General features: G+C 48.6%; 19 protein-coding genes and 2 pseudogenes. 14 read left to right on the top strand and 7 right to left on the bottom strand.

The features are described 5' to 3' along the window. Positions 1-4 precede the first annotated feature (4 nt). The 9 genes and pseudogenes from R3F50_10790 (at position 5) to R3F50_10750 (ending at position 9,488) form a co-directional block, all read left to right on the top strand. Positions 5-1,909, top strand: coding sequence for an amidotransferase 1, exosortase A system-associated (locus R3F50_10790; protein MEZ5490792.1), 1,905 nt, complete (start codon positions 5-7; stop codon positions 1,907-1,909). 11 nt (positions 1,910-1,920) lie between these two features. Further along, the gene (locus tag R3F50_10785; GenBank protein MEZ5490791.1) at positions 1,921-3,120 is read left to right on the top strand and encodes a glycosyltransferase, exosortase A system-associated; all 1,200 of its coding nucleotides are present in this window, start codon (positions 1,921-1,923) and stop codon (positions 3,118-3,120) included. Further along, complete coding sequence (locus R3F50_10780; GenBank protein ID MEZ5490790.1) at positions 3,117-4,403, top strand: pyridoxal-dependent decarboxylase, exosortase A system-associated; 1,287 nt, start codon at positions 3,117-3,119, stop codon at positions 4,401-4,403. The genes R3F50_10785 and R3F50_10780 overlap by 4 nt, the downstream gene beginning before the upstream one ends. Positions 4,404-4,622: 219 nt before the next feature. Next, entirely contained in the window at positions 4,623-5,483 is an 861-nt protein-coding gene (locus R3F50_10775) for an ABC transporter permease (protein MEZ5490789.1), read from the top strand. Continuing rightward, a complete protein-coding gene (locus tag R3F50_10770; protein ID MEZ5490788.1) occupies positions 5,473-6,780 on the top strand; it encodes a polysaccharide ABC transporter ATP-binding protein in 1,308 nt (435 codons plus the stop codon). Before R3F50_10775 ends, R3F50_10770 begins: the two co-directional genes overlap by 11 nt. A gap of 396 nt (positions 6,781-7,176) precedes the next feature. Continuing rightward, a complete protein-coding gene (locus R3F50_10765; GenBank protein MEZ5490787.1) occupies positions 7,177-8,049 on the top strand; it encodes a glycosyltransferase family 2 protein in 873 nt (290 codons plus the stop codon). A gap of 182 nt (positions 8,050-8,231) precedes the next feature. Continuing rightward, positions 8,232-9,038, top strand: a complete 807-nt coding sequence (locus R3F50_10760; GenBank protein MEZ5490786.1) for a hypothetical protein — start codon at positions 8,232-8,234, stop codon at positions 9,036-9,038. 203 nt (positions 9,039-9,241) lie between these two features. Beyond that, positions 9,242-9,331: pseudogene (locus tag R3F50_10755) on the top strand (transposase domain-containing protein). 34 nt (positions 9,332-9,365) lie between these two features. After that, a pseudogene (locus tag R3F50_10750) lies at positions 9,366-9,488 on the top strand (IS256 family transposase). A 93-nt stretch (positions 9,489-9,581) separates the two neighbouring features. Here R3F50_10750 and R3F50_10745 read toward each other — a convergent pair. Then, the gene (locus R3F50_10745) at positions 9,582-10,364 is read right to left on the bottom strand and encodes a sulfotransferase (GenBank protein MEZ5490785.1); all 783 of its coding nucleotides are present in this window, start codon (positions 10,362-10,364) and stop codon (positions 9,582-9,584) included. Positions 10,365-11,208: 844 nt separating this feature from the next. Further along, positions 11,209-12,288: a glycoside hydrolase family 99-like domain-containing protein gene (locus R3F50_10740; protein MEZ5490784.1), complete on the bottom strand. Its 1,080-nt coding sequence runs from the start codon at positions 12,286-12,288 to the stop codon at positions 11,209-11,211. 330 nt (positions 12,289-12,618) lie between these two features. On the opposite strand from R3F50_10740, the gene R3F50_10735 reads away from it, so the two are divergent. Beyond that, a complete protein-coding gene (locus R3F50_10735; GenBank protein MEZ5490783.1) occupies positions 12,619-13,701 on the top strand; it encodes a hypothetical protein in 1,083 nt (360 codons plus the stop codon). Between the two features lie 35 nt (positions 13,702-13,736). Here the strand turns inward: R3F50_10735 and R3F50_10730 are convergent, their stop codons facing one another. From R3F50_10730 to R3F50_10710, 5 genes are all read right to left on the bottom strand, one after another. Further along, complete coding sequence (locus R3F50_10730; protein MEZ5490782.1) at positions 13,737-15,059, bottom strand: glycosyltransferase; 1,323 nt, start codon at positions 15,057-15,059, stop codon at positions 13,737-13,739. Between the two features lie 70 nt (positions 15,060-15,129). After that, on the bottom strand, positions 15,130-15,990 hold the full coding sequence (locus R3F50_10725) for a hydrolase 1, exosortase A system-associated (GenBank protein ID MEZ5490781.1): 861 nt from the start codon (positions 15,988-15,990) through the stop codon (positions 15,130-15,132). Positions 15,991-15,995: 5 nt separating this feature from the next. After that, positions 15,996-16,835, bottom strand: coding sequence for a hydrolase 2, exosortase A system-associated (locus R3F50_10720; GenBank protein ID MEZ5490780.1), 840 nt, complete (start codon positions 16,833-16,835; stop codon positions 15,996-15,998). Between the two features lie 2 nt (positions 16,836-16,837). Next, entirely contained in the window at positions 16,838-17,089 is a 252-nt protein-coding gene (locus R3F50_10715; GenBank protein ID MEZ5490779.1) for a phosphopantetheine-binding protein, read from the bottom strand. A gap of 26 nt (positions 17,090-17,115) precedes the next feature. Beyond that, complete coding sequence (locus R3F50_10710) at positions 17,116-18,357, bottom strand: glycosyltransferase (protein ID MEZ5490778.1); 1,242 nt, start codon at positions 18,355-18,357, stop codon at positions 17,116-17,118. 262 nt (positions 18,358-18,619) lie between these two features. Here R3F50_10710 and R3F50_10705 point away from each other — a divergent pair, with 262 nt between their 5' ends. The 4 genes from R3F50_10705 to R3F50_10690 all read left to right on the top strand — a co-directional run bounded on the left by R3F50_10705 (position 18,620) and on the right by R3F50_10690 (position 22,971). After that, positions 18,620-19,807, top strand: coding sequence for an aminotransferase class I/II-fold pyridoxal phosphate-dependent enzyme (locus R3F50_10705; GenBank protein MEZ5490777.1), 1,188 nt, complete (start codon positions 18,620-18,622; stop codon positions 19,805-19,807). Between the two features lie 16 nt (positions 19,808-19,823). Further along, entirely contained in the window at positions 19,824-20,813 is a 990-nt protein-coding gene (locus R3F50_10700; GenBank protein ID MEZ5490776.1) for a GNAT family N-acetyltransferase, read from the top strand. A gap of 50 nt (positions 20,814-20,863) precedes the next feature. Next, complete coding sequence (locus R3F50_10695) at positions 20,864-21,763, top strand: hypothetical protein (protein MEZ5490775.1); 900 nt, start codon at positions 20,864-20,866, stop codon at positions 21,761-21,763. A gap of 224 nt (positions 21,764-21,987) precedes the next feature. Continuing rightward, positions 21,988-22,971, top strand: a complete 984-nt coding sequence (locus tag R3F50_10690) for a glycosyltransferase family 4 protein (protein MEZ5490774.1) — start codon at positions 21,988-21,990, stop codon at positions 22,969-22,971. The last annotated feature ends 74 nt before the right edge of the window (positions 22,972-23,045 follow it).

Raw genomic sequence — 23,045 nt, 5'->3', positions numbered from 1 at the left:
CCCCATGTGCGGTATCGCAGGTATTTTTGACATCAGGGAACAGCGTCACCCGGACCAGGCCGTGCTGGAGGCCATGAACCAGAGCCAGTTCCACCGCGGACCGGACGAGGGGGCCACCCATATCGAACCCGGCGTTGGTCTGGCGCATCGCCGCCTTTCCATTATCGACCTGGCTAGCGGCCAGCAGCCCATGTTCAGTGACGACGGCACGCTCTGTGTGGTCTACAACGGCGAGATCTACAACTTCCAGAAGCTGCGGCATGAGCTCAAGGCCCTGGGCTATACTTTCAAAACCAACTGCGACACCGAAGTAATCCTCTATGCCTGGCGCCAATGGGGGCCCGACTGTGTCGAGCACTTCCGTGGCATGTTCGCCTTTGCTCTGTACGACCAGCAGCAACAGAGTCTCTTTCTGGCCCGGGACCGCTTCGGTATCAAACCGCTGTTCTATGCCCTGCTACCCGATCAACAGTTCCTATTCGGTTCCGAACTCAAGGTGCTGAAAGCCCACCCCGGGCTGCCACGGCAGCTGGAACCCCGGGCGGTGGAAGACTATTTCGCGCTGGGTTATATCCCCGAGCCCAAGACCATCTATCAGAATGTTTATAAACTTCGCCCCGGGCACACCCTGCTGCTCAAGCGCGGCGCCGGTATGCCTGAGCAGCACAAATACTGGGATATCACATTCCACGACGAACCGGCGCGAAGTGAGGCACAGACTCGGGAAGAGTTGCTCGCGCGCGTTCGCGAAGCGGTGCAGGTCCGCCTGGTGGCGGATGTGCCACTTGGCGCTTTCCTGTCCGGTGGTGTCGACTCCAGTGCAGTCGTTGCCATGATGGCGCAGCTGCAGGACGACCCGGTCAACACCTGTGCCATCGGTTTTGATGTTAAGCAATTCAATGAGACCGAGTACGCCGCTCAGGTTGCCGAGCGTTACCAGACCAACCATGTTGAGCATCGTGTCAGCAGTGACGACTTCGACCTGCTGGACACCCTGGCCGCCCTTTACGACGAGCCCTATGCCGACAGCTCGGCCATCCCCACCTACCGGGTGTGCGAACTGGCCCGGCAACGGGTGAAGGTGGCACTTTCTGGCGATGGCGGAGACGAGATGTTCGCCGGCTACCGTCGTTACCGCTGGCATATGAACGAAGAACGCCTGCGCGGAGCCCTGCCCCTGGGCCTGCGACGCATACTGTTCGGCACCCTGGGGCGCCTGTACCCCAAAGCGGACTGGGCGCCGCGGATTTTCCGCGCCAAGACCACGTTTCAGGCCCTGGCCCGCAACAGCGTCGAAGCCTACCTGCACTCCGTCTCAATCTGCAGTGCGGAGCAGCGCCGGGCCATGTTCAGCCCTGCCCTGCAGCAGCAGCTGCAGAACTATTCCGTGGACAGCGTGTTCGCCGAACACGCCGCCAACTGCACGTCTGACGATCCGCTGGCGCTGATTCAATACCTGGACATGAAAACCTACCTGGTGGGCGACATCCTCACCAAGGTGGACCGGGCCAGCATGGCCCACAGCCTGGAGGTACGCGTGCCGCTGCTGGATCACCCCCTGGCGGAATGGTCCGCCGGCCTGCCTCGCAGCCAGAAACTGCACGGCCAGGAAGGTAAATACGTGCTGAAGAAATCGTTTGAACCCCTGCTGCCCCACGACGTGCTGTACCGGCCCAAGATGGGCTTCGGGGTCCCGCTGGCCAACTGGTTTCGCGGCCCGCTGAAAGAACGGCTGCGCCGGGACCTGTTGGAAGGCGGCCTGGTGAAGACAGGGTTATTCAACCAGCACTACCTGGAACGGCTGGTTAATGAACACCAGTCGGGAATGCGTGATCACAGTGCACCACTGTGGTCCCTGCTGATGTTCCAGGCCACCATCCGTGACGATGATTTCTGTGTGACAGGGTAGGCGGATTCATCATGCGTATTCTCCATATCCTCGACCATTCCATACCGTTGCACAGCGGCTACACGTTCCGCACCCGCAATATTCTGCGGGAGCAACGGGCGCTGGGCTGGCACACCGCCCATGTCACCGGACTCAAGCAGGGCGAGAGCCCGGCCAGTGAGGAGACCGTGGACGGCCTGCACTTTTATCGCACCGCGATGCCGGCCGGTGGCGCGACTCGACTGCCCGTACTAAACCAGTGGCAGGTTATCAGCACCCTGAGCCGCCGGATCGAAGAGGTGGCCGAGCTAGAGAAGCCGGATGTCCTGCATGCCCACTCCCCTGCCCTGAACGGCATAGCCGCCCTGCGCGCCGCGAAGCGGCTGAATCTTCCGGTAGTCTACGAATGCCGCGCGTTCTGGGAAGACGCGGCAGTCGACCACGGCACCAGCCGCGAATGGGGGCTGCGCTACCGCCTCAGCCGTGCCCTGGAAACCCATGTGTTCCGCAACGCGGATGCCGTCACCACGATCTGCGAAGGGCTGCGAGCCGAGATCGTCAGCAGGGAGATAGCAGCAGACAAAATCACTGTCATACCCAACGCCGTGGATACCGGCAGTTTCAGCGTTGGCGGCTCACCCACTGCCAGCCTGCAAGAGCAGCTCGGCCTGACAGGCAAAACCGTCCTCGGTTTTATTGGTTCCTTTTATGCCTATGAAGGCATCCCTCTGATGGTTCAGGCTTTGCCAGCCCTGCTGGCCAGCCATCCGGACTTGCGCCTGCTGTTGGTCGGCGGTGGTCCTCAGGAGGCAAATATCCGCCAACTGATCAGGGAACTGGGCCTGGAGGAAAAGGTGATTATGCCCGGCCGAGTCGATCATGGCCTGGTGCAAGACTATTACAACCTGGTCGACATTCTCGTCTATCCCCGCCTGTCCATGCGGCTCACCGACCTGGTGACGCCGCTCAAACCGCTTGAAGCCATGGCCCAGGGACGCCTGGTCATCGCCTCCGATGTGGGCGGCCACCAAGAGCTGATCCACGACGGGGAAACCGGGATTCTGTTCAAGGCCGGCCAGGCAGAGGCGCTGGTCGGGGCGGTCAATGAACTGCTTGAGCGGCGCGACGAGTGGCAGCGTATGCGCGATAATGGCCGGGCGTTCGTGGAACAGGAGCGGACTTGGAAAACCAGCGTGGCACGTTATCAGACAGTGTACGCAAAGCTGTTATGAATGACGCTAATCAGAAAGCCCAGGAATCGAAAGTTACTATGCACAAGGCACTGGACTCAGTACTTAAGTATTTTGAGATACGGGACAACAAGGTTTATAGCGGTGGTCAACCTTTGTCAGATATAGTCGCAGAAACCGGATCACCACTGTACCTGTACGACCTGAATGTAGCCCGGCAAAAGTACGAAAAACTCCGGGCAGCTATGCCCGCCGAGGTGGAAATTCACTACGCCATCAAGGCCAATCCTCACCCCGACATCGTGGCCTACTTCAAGAATCTGGGTTGCGGCGTTGATGTGGCCTCGAAAGGAGAACTGGAAATTGCTCTGAAGGCAGGTGTAGCTGCCAACAGGATAGGCTTCGCAGGGCCAGGGAAAAGCCCTTCAGAGCTCGAAGCCGCTTGTGCCGCCGGAATAGACAGCCTGAATGCGGAATCGGAAGAAGAGCTTAACCAGGCCAACGCAATCGCTGAAAAGCTGGGCAGAAAGCTGAACATCGCGCTGCGGATCAATCCAGCCTATGAACTCGTGGCGTCCGGCATGCGCATGGGAGGTGGGCCCAAGGTATTCGGCATTGACGAAGAGCAGATCCCGGCTATTCTGCAAAGCTTCAAGCGCTGGCCCAATCTCAATTTCGTCGGTTTTCATGTCTTTGCCGGCTCCCAGAATCTCAGCCATCAATCGATCATCACTGCTTTGGAACAGGCCTTTACCCTGATCGAGAAGCTCTTGCCCCATTGTCCGCTACCCCCCACCATGATCAACCTGGGTGGCGGATTCGGTATCCCTTATTTTGCTACAGACGAAGAGCTTGATATTCAGGCAGTAGGAACTGCACTGCAGACTCTGTTGCAACAGAAACGCAGCCTTTTCCCACAGACCCGGTTCATCGTTGAAACAGGTCGCTATCTGATCGGTGAGGCCGGAATCTACCTAGCTCAGATTCTCTATCGTAAAGAGTCACGCGGCGAGGTCTTCCTGGTATTGAACGGCGGTATGAACCATCAGCTTGCAGCGTCCGGCAACCTGGGGCAGATCATTAAGAAGCCCTACCCTATAGTGTTAATCGACAAGGCCGGACTACCCACGGCTGAGACTGTGAATGTAGTTGGACCTCTCTGCACACCGATCGATACCTTTGGCAAGAAAGTCGAGCTTCCCACTGCCGAGGCAGGGGATTTGTTGGCAGTTTTCTGTTCAGGCGCTTATGGGTACACCAGCAGTCCACTCAAGTTCCTGGGACACGCAGTGCCCGTGGAAAAGGTGCAACCATCGAAACGATAGAGGCATGGTTGGTCACCTCCAGCAACAGAAAGTAGGAATTTCCGGACCGCCCAATTTGGGGGTGGCTTACAACTTAAGGTGTGATCGAAGTCGCCGATAAAGCTGACACTTGTGTGCTATTCTAGCCCGACTGACCGCAATCAGCGCGCCCGACACACCGACCGCGTAAGATTGGTGATCACGACAGTTTTACGCGTGTCTGAAACTATGCTTCGGCGGATGCTCAATTTCCCCGTTGCCCGATTGTTAACCAAGGCATCCATGCTAGCTGCGATAAAAAACATCTTCGAATACCGGGAACTGCTGCGCGTTCTCATGTGGAAAAATATTTCACTGCAGTTCAAGCAGAGCTATCTCGGTATCAGTTGGGCAGTTTTTCGTCCATTGATACTACTCGCCATTTTCATGATAGTGCGCAGTTTCGTCGGCATCGACAGCGGCGAGGTCCCCTACGCCCTGTTAACCTATTGCGCGATGGTGCCATGGATGTACTTTCAGAATGCAGCCAGTGACAGTGTCGGAAGCGTCGTACGTCATGCCAGCCTTGTTAAAAAGATCTACTTTCCCCGGGAAATTTTTCCACTGTCCAGCATGCTATCAAAAACTCTCGAACTCGGCGTCGGGTTCATAATTCTGTCCTTATTGATGGTCTGGTATGATTGGGCCCCAACCTGGCAGGTGCTTTGGTCTGTGCCACTAATTCTCTACACGATGCTCACGGCGCTGACCATCGGATTGGCGGGGGCGGCGGTCAACGTCTATGCACGCGACATGTCCCAGGGCATCCCGCTAATGCTTTCGATGATGATGTATGTTTCTCCCGTGATGTACCCACTCCCACTCGTGCGGGCGGCTTTACTGGAACGACAGGCTGCCGGGGAGTGGAGTGAACTCATCTACACGCTCTACATGATGAATCCGATGGCCGGAGTGATCGAAGGCATGCAACGCGCCGTGTTGCTGGGACAGGCACCTGACTGGTCCACCCTGCTCCCCGGCGCCATTCTCGTCGCAATACTACTCCCGCTCAGCTACGCATTCTTCAAACGGGCCGAGGCCTACTTCGCCGATGTCATCTAATCACACCGTTTCACAAAGCACTTCGGAAGAAAACGACCTGCCAGTCATCGAGGTCAAGAATCTTGTAAAAGAGTACCGTTTAGGTGCACTTGAGGGGTTAAGATCTTTGGGCCGTCGATTGCTGGGCCGCTCAACTCCCACACGCAAGCGCTTCCGGGCCCTCGACGATGTCAGCTTCAGCGTAAGGCACGGCGAAGTCGTCGGGATCATAGGCCACAACGGAGCCGGAAAGAGCACGCTGCTCAAGCATCTCTGCGGAATCACTACGCCGACCAGCGGCTCCGTGACTATAAGGGGAAAAGTCGCACCGCTGATCGAAGTTGGCGCGGGCCTTGTCGGCGAAATGACGGGGCGCGAGAATATCTATCTGAACGGCACGATCCTGGGACTCACCCGGAAAGAGATCGCCTCAAAAGTTGATGACATCATCGCATTCGCCGAGCTGGAGGATTTTATCGACACCCCGGTCAAGCGGTATAGTTCCGGAATGCTGGTGCGGCTCGGTTTTTCGATTGCTACTTCGGTTGAATGTGACTTGCTGCTTGTGGACGAAGTGCTCGCAGTCGGTGACATCAGCTTCCAGCAAAAGTGTATTGATCGTATAGCTCAATACATTCAGGGCCGAGATCGTACGGTACTGATAGTTGGGCACAATATCAGGCAATTGGAGAGGGTATGTGATCGCCTGATCATGCTGGAACATGGGCACTTATTGATAGACGGGAATGTAAGCGAAGTTGCTTCGCGCTACTTCTCGGATGCGCAGAACCAGGTATCCGAATCACATAAATCAGCCTTTAAAGGTCTGACTCCGCAAGAGGCCGTAAGTTTCTTCCGGGTTCTTTCGATTAAAGTTGGCGCTGGAGCCAACGCAGGCCCATCGACACTTACGATGCACTCCCCCATGGAAGTTCGAATCATCTTTCACGTTGATCGAGAATTAACACAACCTGAATTTGTCGTAGGTTTGCATACGCTGGATTTCTTCCAGATTCTCTCAGTTGGAAACGCGGACGATAGTGGCCGACCTAACTTTCAGCCCGGTTCTCACGAAGTGCGTATTTTGATAAGAGACGTACCCCTCCGCCCGGGTATCTATGGACTACGGCTTGCCATTTTCAACGAATTTCGGCAAGTTATTTGGAATGCTGCGAATATCCAGCCTGTCAAAATTGTCGAAGGCGCCGTAGAAGAAGCTCTCCTACCGGGAATGGGTCTTGTTGTTGTGCCGGCTCTTTGGGATTACGCCGCTAATCGCTCTAATCCGTCTGACCAAGCAGATTCGGCCAAGTTGTGACTCTTGGCCTGGGGAGCAATATGAATAATGAATGACTACCTCACTTTCTTACTACTTCTGAAAATCCTGAGCCGATAGCAGGAGGGCGCGCGGTACTTCCATAGACATTCTTAGGCCCTTCGAGGATTACGCGTTTTAGCTATGCTATGCAACAACCTGAATCTTGCCGAGATAACTTGAGCGGTTCAGAATCATAGCCAACTCAACTCGACAAAAAGCGGGTTTCAATAGCACGTGGAATCTGAATTCGTTCGTCTTGTAAAAGCTGCGTGCTAATTGTACTCCGCTAACTTTGATGAATGTAAGAGGTCTTCTATGTTGCCACAGCTAAGCTTATTTCCAACTCAGCAGAGTTGTTTTTAGAAATTGAATTCACAAAATAGTATGGGAATGACAATGCGTGCTATCGCCATAATTGCTGTTCGAAACGAGATTGCATATTTGGACAATTTATTGCAGCACTTAGTTAAGAACAACATAGACTTTGCCATAATAGACAATGATTCCACTGACGGGAGCGAAAAAGTACCTTTTAGAACGGAGTTTCGAAATAATCTGGCTGCATTTGAACAAATAGAATACAAAGGTTATTACGATTGGATCACATTGCTACAAGCCAAGGAGAAACTCTATAAAAGCTTGGATTCAGATTGGATTATTCATCACGATGCCGATGAAATAATGCATTCTTATGTACCGAACGAAACGTTACATCAAGCCATAGTTCGAATTTCTAATAGTGGATCCAATGTTATAAACTTTGACGAATATGTATTCCTGCCTGTTGAACAGGATTACGAACCCAGCTGTGGAAAAACGCAACCTCTTCGTTATTACTACTTCTTCGAGCCAGAACCCCTTAGGCTTATGCGCGCTTGGAAGTCATCCCTTGATGTAAGCAATGTTAACACTGGAGGCCACAAGATAGCAGGGGATGATATAGTGCTTTCAAAAGAATCAATGGCCCTGCGACACTATATTTTCCAAAGCCAAGAGCACGCATACTTGAAGTATTTGGAACGAAGTTATAGCAAAAATGAGTTAAATATTGGATGGCACCGGAACCGGGTTGGCTATTCTAAATCCAAGTACACATTCCCGGATCCTTCTAAACTAGAAAACTTAGCTGATCCAGATGATCGCAACTTGTTACGCCTCAAACCACATAAAGAACACTATTGGGCCTGGCCCGCCCCCCCTCCTCCGTTGTTGAAAAGAATTAGACAGAAAGCTTTCTCTGTTTACAACTCATTTTTCCAAATAAAATGACCAGAAAACGAATCTTTATTCATGCTGGCTTACCAAAAACTGGGACTTCGGCATTTCAAAGTTTGATGTATAGTAATAGGGAAATGCTAGCCAAGTGTGGAATATTGTACCCACAGAATGTTGTCTCCCTTACAGCGCCATACCATAGGTTTTTGATCGAAGAACTTCGTAGCGGTACAACCATGCCTATTTTGGAATCAGTTATCAGTGAAGCTAATTCCAATAGCTATCAAACAATCATATTCTCAATCGAGGGATTAACCGCACACATCGATTCTATAAAAGGAAATAGTTTGATCCATTTTGAGAAACTTATAAGAGGATGGGATCTGTCAATCTTGATAGTTATAAGAGAAAGAAAAGATTGGAGTCTTTCGATGTACAAGCAATGTATAGTTAACCCAAAGCTTGTAAGCTCGGATAGCGCTATCGAATTACTATATTCTACCGGAGTTAAATTCGAATACTTTTATAATTTGGAAACTGTACGAAATTTGTGCGATCCCGTAACTATAAAAATAAAACTCAAGAAAATGTTTCCAATGGCCACGCTTTTATTCGTGGACTATCAGGAATCTTGCCTAGATGACTTAATAAAACTCACAGGACTTGCTGGAAAAGTAAAAATCCAAGATGCTAAACGGGTAAATCTAAGCCTGCCAAGTGCTGAAATTGAGTTAATTCGTAGGGTAAACTCATTGTATGAAGATCCATCAAAATTACTCCTTTTTAAGGCTATCTATTCTAGGACAGGGAATCATTCTCACGTACAACTTTCGCAATACTCAGAGAATATTACCGTAAGTTTAAGGAATAGATTTTTTAGCTTTATTATGGCACTAAGAATTCTCTTGATGATTAATCAGGAAAATCGGCCCTTAACGGTGAGTAAAAGCACTTTTAACAATTTAAAATTCAGAGCAGTTAAAGCCCTTCTTGAATTTGCCTTTACTGGAAAGGCTGGCAACTGCAGCGAGGCATCTAGTTAGCGCTAATCTATAAACAGGTAATGTACTGAAAAATCTAAAAATACGCCACTAAAGGATTAAATGCGTATTCCTGCGATGTTGAACAGTGATTCCTGCTGATCGTGAACACCTGATTCCCCAACGCATCAAATTGCCGGATTTTAAATCCAGGTGTTCATCTTCAGTCAATTCACCGAGGATTTTTCTCATCGACTGGGCTTGCCCCCTATGCTTGTCTCAGAGATGTCTTGACCAGACTGCCGACTCAGAAGGCCAGCCGCATCCAGGAACTGTTGCCACATAACTGGCAACCAGAACAGCAAGGTGAGATAGCCGGACGCTTACAAAGTACGAATCCCCAAGGTCCGATCGAAGAGCGGAGAACCGGTGACTTTTCACGCGGCACTGATTCCACCGTATGTGCGCAAGACAAAATCTCTAGAGGCGGCCGTTCCCTGGCTGTACCTTCAGTTCAGTGATTTGATCCTTTGGCGCTTACTTCGCACAACAGCACCGAGGGGTGGCCATCGGCGGCGAGGGGTCAGTTTAGCATAATGGGCTTTTTCAGCGTACTCCCTCATAGGCATCGAACGACCAAGAGTTTGCCCGCAGGCGTTGTTCGATATCATCAGTTGACAATAAGGTACATAATGTTTTTAAAAGAAATGATGGCGGTCTAGATTTAAACACCTCCTTATTGAAGAGTTCCGCGATCGGCTTATATTGCAACTCGTACCCCAACAACGTTTCAAGCGCCTCAAAAGCGTTCTTATCACTCTCAATAATGGACGAGATCTGCAGCATCACGCATTTTTCTTTGTGAGACTCCTGAAACGCTATCAGCTTCCGATTATATGTCGCCCAGGTTCTGATAGCGTTGAGTAGTCCGATTTTATAAACGTCTTTTTCCGTTTTCCCGGCCCTGTCCACTAGAGACATGACCACTTCTACACAGGGGCGCCAAAGAAGTAGATACTTTAATTCCGGAATAATCTTATCCCACTCTTCCAGGAACAAGGTTGAGCGGGGATCCTTCCATGCCCAACTGTCATATTTGGCATTCCTATTTTCGACCTGATTGTTAGCCTCACTAAGAAACATATCGGAAACCTGCCCCAAGGCCGACTCATTGGTAACAATCCAACCTTTTGACCTGGTAATCTGGCGTAGAATTTCTTTCGACTGCAGATTCGCCAACTCAGCGTCCTCAAAGTGGCCGTATTGGTTCCCCACATCCGGCCCAAAACTCTTCCCGTTATCCGTAACCAGTCCGCATGCACCAAGCCAAGAAGCGACCAGCGACGTACCGGATCTGTGCATACCTGTAATGCACAATACTCTACTCATATTTATTATTCCTTGATCGTCTCTACTTTTCAGCAATACAAAACTCTTTACTGGTGCGCGTTACGTCAAACATACTGAGGTCACTCATCGTTACTTGCGAACATCTGTACTGCAACCAAAACTTCTCAGCAGACGGCCCGAAAAAGCGCACACTGAAAATACCCCAAACTCAAACTAAGAATGACCCGAACTGCTGATAGAACCATTTCCATATTCCAGACCCCCGATAACTAGAAATGACAACGCCCTATCATTATGCCCAGGAACTGTAGGAGTAACTTCGCCAGCTAACTTTTCAACAATACTGTAAATCAACTACGACAGCACAATATGCACGACGAAAATGTTATTTATGAGATGATTGCCCTTGGCAATACGATCCCGCTGATTCCAAATTCAGGGCTGTCGCAAAGCGCGAATTCTTACCAGCGAGGTTACAAGCACAACTTTCAACCTAAAGCCATACCCTTCCAACAATATTAGTCAGTTCCCGTTACGAAGAGTATCGACCAAGAAGCTGCGGATATAAACAAAATCTCCGTCTCATCTATAGTGCGCAGGTGGATCGGCTAGTTCGGTGCCAGTACAGAATAATTGGCTGTAAATGAAAAACCTGGCCAGCAATGGAACTGCAATCAGCACTGCCATGCGATTCAACAAGAGCAAGCAGCCCTTCAACGCTTGCTGCCTTCTCAGAGGGGCCAGGTTACGTAACTGAAAACGCAGCCATCAATGTAGTGGTTCCGTTCGGAAAACCCTGGAACGCAAATTAATCCATAGGATTTCCTAGCAAAGATTGTTGACTTGGGTAGTCATATTCCATTGGCTTGCGAGAGCCAGGCGTTCAACTTTTCAATACTCGGGCTTTCAACTGTTCCAGATAGCCGTGCCCATACTCAACACCTGGTTCAAGATGATTTCCTTCGGCCCATTCATTCCACGACTTAACGAACAGAAAATTATCCTCGGCAGTACGGCGATGACAACGCTCTATCGCCCTATCGAGCATGTTCCCGAAAGCCTCTGGCGTAGAACCACTAAGCACAAGGCCTTGACTACCACTACGCGGCGTATTGTCCCAATTTGGTAATACGCATGGAATTGCAAGGTTTGACGCGTTCTCGGGGACAAAATACTCGATCATAGACCGATAGTCTGAAATCGTTGGCTTATCTCTAAAGTCCAGCCATTTGTTCCGAAGTTTTTCTACTGGATGTTTCCACGGCGTCCAACCCCGCCGTCTGCGAAAACCAGGCTTGTTCACGAATGCGTCAAATCCGAATTCTTTTGCATTCCAGAACGGATCGCCGTGTTCGGCAATAAGATACAGGCCGTCGAAACCGGCATCTTCAGCCATGTTGCGCAAACGATTTGTAAAATTTGCGGATTCTGGCAAGATGTTGGGCTGGAAGATCATGAAGACAGGCTTTCCATCTACGCGGATGTAACGGGGATCACTGAAGGCACGTCGAAGATATTCAAAATGTTGGATCTCGTCCTCTCGGCCAGGGTATGTCTGCTCAACCAGAACCTTTTTGTCCAGACCATGCCAGATACCAGTCCAAGTCTGGTTTGCCCAGCATAGCATGAACGGAAAATCGGGTTTTCCCGTTTTAAGGACTTCATTAAAAGGACGTTCAAGCAGTCTTCGGCCACCCCCAAACCAATAGTGATAGTAGCAGAATCCGGTCACTCCATACTCACGGGCCAGACTGGCTTGTTCCTCACGAGTTTCAGAAACCCTCAAGTCATAAAACCCAAGGTCAGACGGTAGGCTGGGTTGATTGTGGCCCCGATAGAGAGGTTTGGCTTTTGCGACATTCGTCCATTCAGTGAACCCCTTCCCCCACCATTCGTCATTTTCTGGAATCGGGTGATACTGTGGCAAATAGAGTGCGATAACATTAAGATCGTCGTGGGTCATATTACGGACTATGCATTTTAGGTTCAGAGGACTTTCCGGGGCTTGCTGGACACCCCAAAATTTGGCATATAACTTTAAGCGACGCGCCTGTAGTAGGCAAGCAATATACTGAAGAGGTTAACCTGGAAACAGTTAAACAGGTAACACAACCAGTATATTCAGTCGCTGAATTGGCGGATCGACTGGTTACTGGGGTACACAGCCTTCGCGGCCAGACGCCTAGGGAAACAATGCAGCTTGCCCAGAGACTAGGCAATGGGATTCACTCAAGCTCCGGGCGGATTCAAGCGCAAATGCAAAGCGACATTCTTAGGCGACAGGAAATAACCAATGAATGATAAATCTCTCTCTGTCTTGTTAGCTACCAATAGGCAACCCAACTCATACTCCGCAGATCTGGCGCAGTCGCTAGCTCCACACTGCCAACTGACAATGGGTATCGATAACTTCTGGCTACATCTGAAAAGGCACGATATCGTCCACTTTCATTGGCCTGAGGAACTGTTCTCCTGGAGGCACGTTACTGAAAAGGGGCTAAAAGACTTACAGGTATTATTGGAAGGATTTTACAGCAACTGCAAATTTGTCGTGACGATGCACAATTCACAACCTCACTACAGTGACAATCCACTTTTTGGGGATCTCTATAAGCTGCTTTTCGGTTTCGCACACGCAGTTATTCATTTCGGTAACACCAGCATTCAGCTCTACGAGGAGCTATATTCTGACATTGCGCGGTATCAGCCTGAGCCGATCGTACATCGATTGATTCCGCACCAGTCATACCATAATTTGTTGACTGAAGACTCTCAGGCCTCGGCCAGAAAAAAAATGGGGATCGCTAAAGACAGGAAGCTCATGGTGGTATTCGGCTCCATCCGCCATGAGGAAGAAGAGAATCTGATTCTCGATGCATTTGCCGCTGCTAAAGTTCCGCAGAAAACGCTACTGGTATCGAACTGGAGATACTTTCGCAAATCCAGGCAGCGACACAATCCTTTTCTAAAGCTATTCCATAAGATTCAGGAACTACGCTGGCAACGTTCTCAATATGCCCTATTTCACCACGGCTTGGTATCTAACGATGAAATCCCGGCTTATTTTCATGCCGCGGATATTGTTCTTATCCCTAGAATAAAAGTACTGAACTCGGGAATCCTTCCATTGGCATTTACTTTCGGTAAAGTGGTTGTCGGGCCGAATACGGGCAATGTGGGCGAATGGCTGCGATATACCGGCAATCCGGCGTTTGATCCAACCAGTTTGCTTTCCATGGGAAAAGCTATAGAAAACGGCTATAGACTTGCAGATGAGGGTCTTGGCCAGAAAAACGCGAGCTTGGCATCAACTGACTGGCTGCCAGAAAACATTGCAAAACAGCATATACTTCTTTATCAGGCGCTCGTCAGCTAGCGCCCACTTAACAAAAAGCGAGAAAAGAGACTCGATTAATGTGACCCTTTCACTACCGAAACAGGTGCACAGATAGATTCAAACAGATTTAGTGTTCTATCAGCCATCTCTTTCCTAGTATGGCCAGCCAGCCATTGTTCAAGTTTTTGCGTGCATTGAGAAGAGGATTTTCCACCAATCAGCTCTAGAGCTTCTCGCAAACTATCTGCGTCATTGATAAAGTATCCTGCCTCGAGTTGCTTTATCAGACGCGATATTTCGCCCTCTTCCCCGAAACATAGAATAGGTCGTTTTGACGCAAGATAGTCGTACAACTTGCCTGGCAGGTAACGTCTAAGTGCTACAGTTGAGAATAGCAGTAATGCCTGCGAGTCTTTCATATATTTTGCAGCTTCTTTCTTCGATACTTGATCAATTAGCTTAATGTTCTCTCTATGCTTAAATCTATTAACCGCGTTTAGGGCTTTTTGCGACTTTTGCCCTATAAAGACTAACTCAATACGATCCTTGTAATCCTCATACTTTTCAAAAAACTGTTCCATAAATAGTAGAAATGAATCGGGAGGCGTATGATCACCAAGATTTCCAACAAATGAAATTCTAGTCACACCGCCATTGGCCTCTTTTTCTGCTTGCCCATTCGACTCAAAATCATCTGGCTCCCATCCATTGGGTACGACCTTACATTTCTCGCGAACGAGCTTTTTAAAAACACCAAGCTGATGCTCCAATTGAGATTCAGTCGTAAATATGACCAGATCAGCTTTTGAAAGGCATTTTTCTTCCCAGTATTTATCTACGTTGCCAACATCTATGAAATCAAAGGGACTTTCCGTCCATTCATCACGATACTCTAATACTAACTTTGCGCGGAAAAACTTTGCCAAGAAATAAGCCGCAACAAAATTATGAAACACGGGCCCTGTTCCCATGACAATTGAGGGTGGTGAATTACGGTATTTGATTCGCGCAAGGAAAAACGTTCTGGCTATATGAGCAAAACCTCCATCTATCCGTGGGAAAAACCTGTAACTCGGCTCTCTTGTTGACTGTTCAACCCTGAGTACCTCGACCTGTTCCGGTAACGATTTCAGCAGGTAGTTGCCTGCCTCTGTTGGGTCGCCATGGTACGCCCCAGAAATTACATTGACTCGCCAATTCCTCTCCTTTCCGTAGCGCACGAGCGAAACCGGACGATAGACGCCTCCGGATATCTTTGGAGGAAACAGCCAGGCAAGTAGCAAAACTCCTTCTTGGTCAATTTGCTTGCTCGGGTTACCCACGCAAGCCAACAGCCACATATAACAAAATTCCGCATAGCAGATAACTGTATCCCTGATGGTTCGTAAATGATTCATGTAGCTCTATCCAGTTATTCGCGCCTATCCCAAGTTTGCTTAGAGAAATGGGTGCAGCACTTCATCTATTTCAATGTCTGTCCAACAACCAGTCACGCGTCCACATATTTACCTGGTTACGTAGTTCATCACTGGAGAATGTGTGGTTTGCCTTGGGCAATTCCAGCACGCTGACACCACTCTTCTTGATTTGCTGTCGCCATTCATTTGAATTTGACATCAGGTTTCTGAATTCGTCTGCCGTCAGGTCTTTCCCGCTCAGTATAATCAGTAACTCTCCATTGAATTGTCGAAATCCCTTCAACATGCGATCTGGTAGCGAGGCTTTTGCGATGTCGCTTACATCGTCTTCCTGGGCATTTTTTGCTGTGAAGAGCATTTTCCGAATATTACCAAATAGCGACTTGAAAGATGCCCGGATGCTCACTCTACCTTGTAGGAGCTTGAGCCAGAATGCTCTGTTCAGCAATCGTGACAGGTAATATTGCTTAACTATTGCCTCGGCTTCACCTTGTGCAGTTCTTACCCAGGGATTCAGCAAAACAAGCCCTGCAACTCTTGAATCTGTATGTGCGTAGAACAAGGACGCTGAGGCCGCATCACATAACCCCCAGATGACGATGCGTTTTATTTCAGGGACTGATGCTAAAAAATGATTGATGGAAGCATGAATATCATCGGAAATGTCCTCGAATGTTCTTAGCGCACCGCTGCTGTCTCCCATACCGCGGTAATCAAACCGCAATACAGGAAATCCGTTATCGGCCAAGTGGCGTGCTAGCAGCAGGAACTGCCTGTGAGACCCCACCCGATATTGTGGCCCGCCTACGACTACCACTACCCCGGTTGCCTTAGGTATTTGTGGTCTATGTATAATCCCAACAAGTTGCTCACCACGGCACTCAAAGACTGTTGCCTCTTCAACGACCATACAGTTCATTTGCCCCGTAGTATATTTCGAATCGATAACAATAGATTCGGGAGTTCTACCAACTCTGCAGCTGACCAGAATGCGGGGCCGCAGAACTTGTGCAGGGTTATTGGTAGATCAGCAGCAGCCATCTGCTCAACAAGCTGCTTGTGCACGACAGGCACTGGGCGATCCTCGCTTGCGAGCAGCTCAATCCAGTCTATGATTCGAATATTTCTCGCCTGAAAGATGCCTTCATAAATGGCGCTGTTCATCATTCCTTTTGCCAATGGCGGACTCAGGGAATATCCGGCGATTTCCACCGACTTGCCCGACTGTAAATCCTCTTTCAGCGACTTCAGGGTTGCTTTGTCAGGTGTATTCTCAGACATTTCAGCGGCAATACGCAGCCGCAGAAACTGGGACAGAAAATTTTCCCCTTTGACAACAGGTGCCAGAAGAATCAATCTGTCGAGATCTGGAGAATAGCGCTGAATATAATCCGCCGCCAATAACGCACCAGCCCGTAAGGATAGGATTGAGACCGGAGCATCTACTTCCTTAATTAGCCATTGATGGACACGGCGCAGGTCTTCGACCCAGATGTCCCAGGACGCTTCCCCGAAGTCTCCTTCGCTATCGCCGGTACCAAATAAGTCAAAAATTAAGCTCTCTATTCCAGATTCCGCCAATAATTGCGCCAGCGATCGGAACAAGTGGCGCGATTTATTCATCTCTTCTGCAAACGGCGGTATAAAAAGAACAGGGGATGCGCTCTTAACCGAATTTCGTGCCGCAATGCTGAGGCAAAAAATCCGCCCTATTGTGCCATCTAAAAAGAATGGGGTAAGCGCTGCAGTCTTCACGCTCAGGAATTAAGTTTGCTGTCTACAAATTCTACTAAACTCCCTACCGTTTCAAATACTTCCGCATCAATTTCATCATCGTCCACAACAAAACCGTAAGTTTCTTCGAGAGCAGTTATCACCCCTACGACCGCCATGGAGTCAAATTCTGGAATGCCCCCCAACAAGCTTGTATCCATCGTCAATGTACTCGCTTTATCACCAAGCTGAAGCACATCTCTTAATACCTGTCTCACTTCATCAATCGTTGTCATTTATCACCTTTCAGACTTCAACTAACTTATTCAACCACTGCATTCAGCAGTTTCGCCAACTGTTCTGTCCTGGCCTTCCTCGAGTGCGAATAAATCACCGCTTCCGTTGCCAGTGGAGCGCTTCCATTCTTCAATCTTTGTATAAAATCAACCAATCCTGACTTAATTTCCCCACAAGAATCCAGGGGAACCAGTGTATCTATGCCCGACTCGATAATCGTCCTCGCCGTGTCGCCAGATGGGTCGGTCAGCGCAAAAATTGGCCGCTTTGCGCGAAAGTATTCATAGATCTTTGCCGGAATCTGATGATTACAATTTGATGCCTGGAACAATAGAAGCCCATCTGCGTTCAACATTTCTTTCAAAGCATCGCTGTATGGAAGCGGCGGAGCCAGTTCGACAATATCAGCAATCTCATATCGCTCCAGCATGGGTTGAAAAATATTTTCATGACCACTAGCCCTCAATACAATTCCTAGTCTATTGCCATCGATAGCACCTTCGTTTTTGAGCTCCGACAACGCCTGAAAGAACTGGGTTGGATCACGTTCGGACGGATACAACAATCCGCTGTGAAGCAGGGTCAGTTTCTCTGAAGGAGTCGTTTGCGAGGATACTGGGTCTTCCGCGGCAGCAAAATTGTCTTCATCGAATCCGTTTTCAATCACTGTCCATCTGTCTGCTGGGACCTCAGGGTAGCGCTCAGAGTACATCTCCCGGGTACCCGGCGTGGTAAATACAACCCTGGCGGCCATATTCACTGCATCTTTCTCAATGCCGCGATACATATTCCATTTAACCCTGCCCGGCGGATAATGTTCCTCCGTCATCGAATCTCTGAAATCAGCCACCCAGGGAATATTACTGCTGCGATGAAGCGATCTGCCAATCATATGGGCTGTGGCAATAGGATAAGTAGACCATATGACATCTGGATTATACTTACGGATCAATGAGTTGCCAGAGAAAATACCACCCAGCCACCAACTCACCCATCGGTCCGGCAATGCCAGTGCACCCCAATAGCGTCCTCCCAGGGCTAACTGCCGCGCTGTATCCAATCCGAATGCTCGCTTAACAACCAAATCAGGTGGTATATCCTTAAGTTGATTGTCGCTGACACGCTCGTAGGCTCTTGGGTGCACCGTCAAAACAATCGGCTCCCAACCAAAGTCTCTCAGGTATTGCGAGAACTTCAATGTCCTGTGCACGCCACTGCTCGCACCAACAGGCGGGTAGTGATAGGCAATGAGTAAAACCCTCTTCATTTCAAGGTATTCCGCCCTGGCTAGTCAATTTCGCACCAAATATCTCGTAATTACATGAAAGTTCTCATATTATAGCGGCTTTCCGAGCCAAGAATCAGGGAAAAATACGCCAGTATTAATATATTAATTAAAGTGTACGGCTTTTGACTTCTGATTTCCTAACCCAACAACGATAGAACCATAACTTGAGCAAACCAGGCGGCTATTGAGACTACTGGCTATATTGCCTGCCCAATCCTAGGCTTTGATTTCAAGAACGAAAATGGATTTCCCGAAACCTAAAATACCTACCCAGGCAGTCTTGTCAAAAAGCACGTTTAGCCTTAAACGACAAGCTCCAGATTTCCCATCGATACTGGACGCAAACCACAACGTGTTTGTAACCAGCGGTCGCATAGCGATCACTTTGGCATTAACAGACGCGAAAGTTGGCCATGGTGACGCCGTACTGGTGCCCGCCTACCATTGCAGCTCAATGATAGAACCTGTTATTCAGGTCCGTGCTGAACCGGTTTTTTATCGCGTGAACGAAGATACTACTATCGACCTGCAAGATCTGGTAGAAAAGTCCAATTCCGATGTAAAGGCAATATTGGTTACACACTATTTTGGCTTTCCCCAGGATTTACAGCCTGTCCGCGAACTGTGCAATGAGCGCGGCATCGTCCTGATTGAAGACTGCGCCCACGCCTTTTTTGGAACAGCCGGATCCCGCTCGATCGGAACAATCGGCGACTACGCTATAGCGAGTATTATGAAGTTTTTCCCGGTCTATGATGGAGGGTGCCTGGCATCCAGAAATCCAGTAAAGATTCCTGCAATAACCAGTGCGGGTCGAGGGTTCGAAATAAAGTCTTTCCTGAACACCGTTGAAAAATCCCTTGGCTACGGTCGCCTCAATTCAATAGGTTTTTTCTTGAAACCACCCTTGAAATTAAAGGACTTGGTATGGAGACGTTTTAAAAAACGACGCGCATATTCCAGCGGAAGCGCTTCTCTGGCCCCCGGATCATCTGACGGTGGATACGGGCTTGACGCGAACTGGCTAAACAAGAGCATGTCCAGATTTTCGCGCTATCTTATGAATCACAGCAATCACAAAAAAATAGTCGAAGGTCGAAGGCGCAACTATCTGCGCATTCACGAGAAACTGTCGAACTTGCCAAATTGTGAGCCGCTCTATAAAGAGCTACCGGCGCATGTTGTACCCTATGTTTACCCGCTAAAAGTGAAGAATCCGCACGGCGTCTTTTATCCGATGAAAACCAGGGGCGTGCCTATTATCAGATTCGGTGAATTTCTTTGGGATGGAGTTGATGAAGCTACCTGCTCTAACAGCGTTCATCTCTCAAAGACAGTCTTTCAATTTCCCTGCCATCAGGTACTGACGGAATCGGAAATTGACTGGATGACAGACTTGATTGCAGAAATCATCATAAACAACCCGTAGAAATCTGGAAGCTCTAATGAAGTGGTCTTTCCACCCTATAACGCAATTCAGTGACTTTCGTGAAGATTGGAAAAAGCTGAATCTTGCAGGTCCAAAAACGCCATTATTAGACTTACGGTTTGTCGAACCCTGTATTGAATTTTTCTCCAGTGGTTCAGAGAAAATCGCTGTCTGTCAGGTTGACAAGGGCATCATCGCAATAGCAATTATTTTTAGAAAGAAAATGGGGTCCTGGGAGACATTTCAGGCTTCACAAAGCCCTTTGGGATATTGGCTTCACGACAGTAGCTATTCAATTGACGAATTATTAGACACGCTCCAAACATCTATTCCTGGAATCTGCCTGTTATTTGGCATAACCCAGCAGGATCCAGAATTATTAGTGAGACCCCCGCCTTCGAAGCGCTTAAGAACGGTAGACTATATTCAGACAGCAAAGATCAGTATCGGCAGTGACTGGGAAGCCTATTGGTCAGGCAGGGGAAAGAACTTACGACACAACTTAAACAAGCAGCGGAACAGATTGAACAAGGCCGGCATAGAAATGCAGGTTATTGAGATAACCAGCCCTGAGGATATGAAAGATGCAGTAAGGCAATATGGGGAGATTGAATCTGCTGGCTGGAAGCAAACTGCAGGGACCGCCGTCAGCATAAGCAACGCCCAGGGCAGATTCTACACAAAACTGCTCGGTGAGTTTGCTACATCAAACAATGCCAGAGTATACCAACTTCTTCTCAACGGGAAAGTTGCGGCAGTTGACCTGTGTATCGACGATGGCGAAACGTTTATTATCCTGAAGACCACTTACGATGAAACGTACAATTCCAGCTCACCCGCACTTTTGATGCGCAAAGTCTATTTTGAAGAATTCTTTAATCATAAACGCTTCAAAAGCATAGAGTTTTACGGAAAAGTAATGGAATGGCATAAAAAGTGGAGCAGCAACTTTAGACAAATGTACCATGTTAACTACCTGTCCAGGTTTATATCGAAATTCAAGTAATTGTTAGTGAGTTTTCCGATATGAAGTATAAGCCCAATAAGGAACTTGCGATGAGAAACCCGAGGCTAAGTATACTATCCAATGCGGCCGAAGAAGACGTGATTCTGGAGCCTTATCCACATTTGGTTATAAAGAATGCTCTGGATAAAGAGATATTTCAGCAATTGAAAGCAGAGCAGCCAGGCGTCGACATTGTCCTGAACGGAAGAGAAAAAAAAGACACATGGTTTGATTACCCGGCAATACTTGCCTGTGAGAATGAAAAAGTGAGCCCGTTGTGGCGAGAATTTATGGAATACCATACATCTGCTTCGTTTTTCCAGGATATATTGCGCGTGTTTGAAAGCACTATAAAAAAGACTCACCCGGGATTAGAAGCCGAGTTAGGTAAAAAACTTGAAGCACTCAGTTGCAGCCGGCGAAGAACGGGCGCTGCCAAGAATCCAGAAAACCATGAAGCAGATTTATCGATGGAATGTCAGTTCTACGTTAATTTTACAGAACAAGTTCGCGCCGTAAGGGGCCCCCACGTAGACCGGCCCACTGAATTGTATGCAGCCTTGCTCTACTTTAGAAGCGATGAGGACGATTCTGACGGGAGCAATCTGGATGTATGCAAGGCCAAGAACGAGGCCGATCTGTATCCCGGAAAGAACAGAATAAGAGTTGATAAACCGCCAATGGAGGTAGTTGATGGCAAGGTCGATGTGGTTTCAACAGCTGAATATGAAGCGAACACACTGGTTTTCTTTATAAATTCCGAGAGATCCATCCATGCAGTCTCTCCCCGAACAGCAACGCCTGTCCCGCGCAGACACATTAATTTTACCGGTGACTTGTTTAACCTTAAAGGTGAAGGCCTGTTCGAGGTTATTCATACACCAAAAAATAGACTAAAAATATGGATGGAAGAGCAACCTGTAATATGGCGTTTAGCAAATTACCTGTAACGAAGGGGAGCCGCTTTGTTCTACCAGGTACCTGCTGAGTCCGTATTTTAGCAGGCAGCGCGTCGGACCAGAACGGCGAGAGCAATTGCAAGTCGTCTATCCACACGCTGTGGAATTGATAGCCACTCTGACTGAATAAACAGTGACAGAAAATGAAATCAAATCAGACATATATCGTACATAGGCGGATAAAACACCACGCAAAGCATTCAGGTTATAGTTCGGTGTTCGAATATATGGAGTATCCGAAAGCAGAGGGTGGCGTGCTAAGCACACTGATAACGAAATTCCTGCCTAGAGCCATCAGGTGGCGCCTTCACATTCTCAGGCCTCAACAGGTGGGAGACGAGGGTCTGATCCCTGAGTTGACTGCACTATCCACTACTATGTCGAGTAAACCTGGTTTATGTCATTTTATTTATGGCGAAGATACCTACTTTTTTACTCCCATGTGGCAGCACAAGAACAAAAAGGTAGTTGCAACCTATCATTACCCGCCATCCAGACTTGATGAAAGAGTGAATCACGCAGTATTGGACCATCTCGATGCCGTCATCCTCATGTCAGAAAGCCAGCGGGGCTGGTTCGAAAGGTACTTGCCCGCTGACAAAATTCATGTCATTCCACATCATGTTGATACAGATTTTTTCATGCCATCAAGTAGAACGATAGCTGTCGATAAGAGATTCAGTATTATCAGCGTTGGCGGTACCTTGCGGGATATGAAGATGCTGTTGGAAGTTATTCAGCATCTTAATGAGCTTGTCGGACAAGACAGTATTGAATTTAATTTGTTAATACCGCGGTATGAGCGTGAACCATTCAAAGACTTTGTCAATGTTAACTTACTTGATAATATTTCTGACGAAGAACTCCGCGAACTCTACCAGAACTCTTCTCTTGGCTTCATGTCGCTAATAGACTGCACTGCAAACAATGCGGTGCTGGAGATGATGGCTTGCGGGATACCTGTCGCCTGCACCGCATGTGGTGGAATAACAGACTATTTGAAGGAAGAGGGTGCACTGTTATTGCATAAGCAACAGACCATCGCCGAGATTGCCTCTGACATTAAAGAATTATTGGATCGACCGGAGAAAAGAAAGGAAATGGGTGAATTCAATCGTCAATATGCGCTGAACAACCTATCCCTTGAAGTGATAGCCAATCGGCTGGGGGCCTTCTATAGGGAAATTTCAGCCCGCTGATCTGGCATTGCAGGATCACCGAAGACTCGTTCAGACATTGAAAATGTGAACGATCACGCTGCCTCTTGAAGTAT

The organism is Gammaproteobacteria bacterium (genome assembly GCA_041395725.1).
In the GTDB taxonomy this organism is placed as follows: domain Bacteria; phylum Pseudomonadota; class Gammaproteobacteria; order Pseudomonadales; family Pseudohongiellaceae; genus NORP240.
This window is presented reverse-complemented; position numbering and strand designations above follow the sequence as displayed.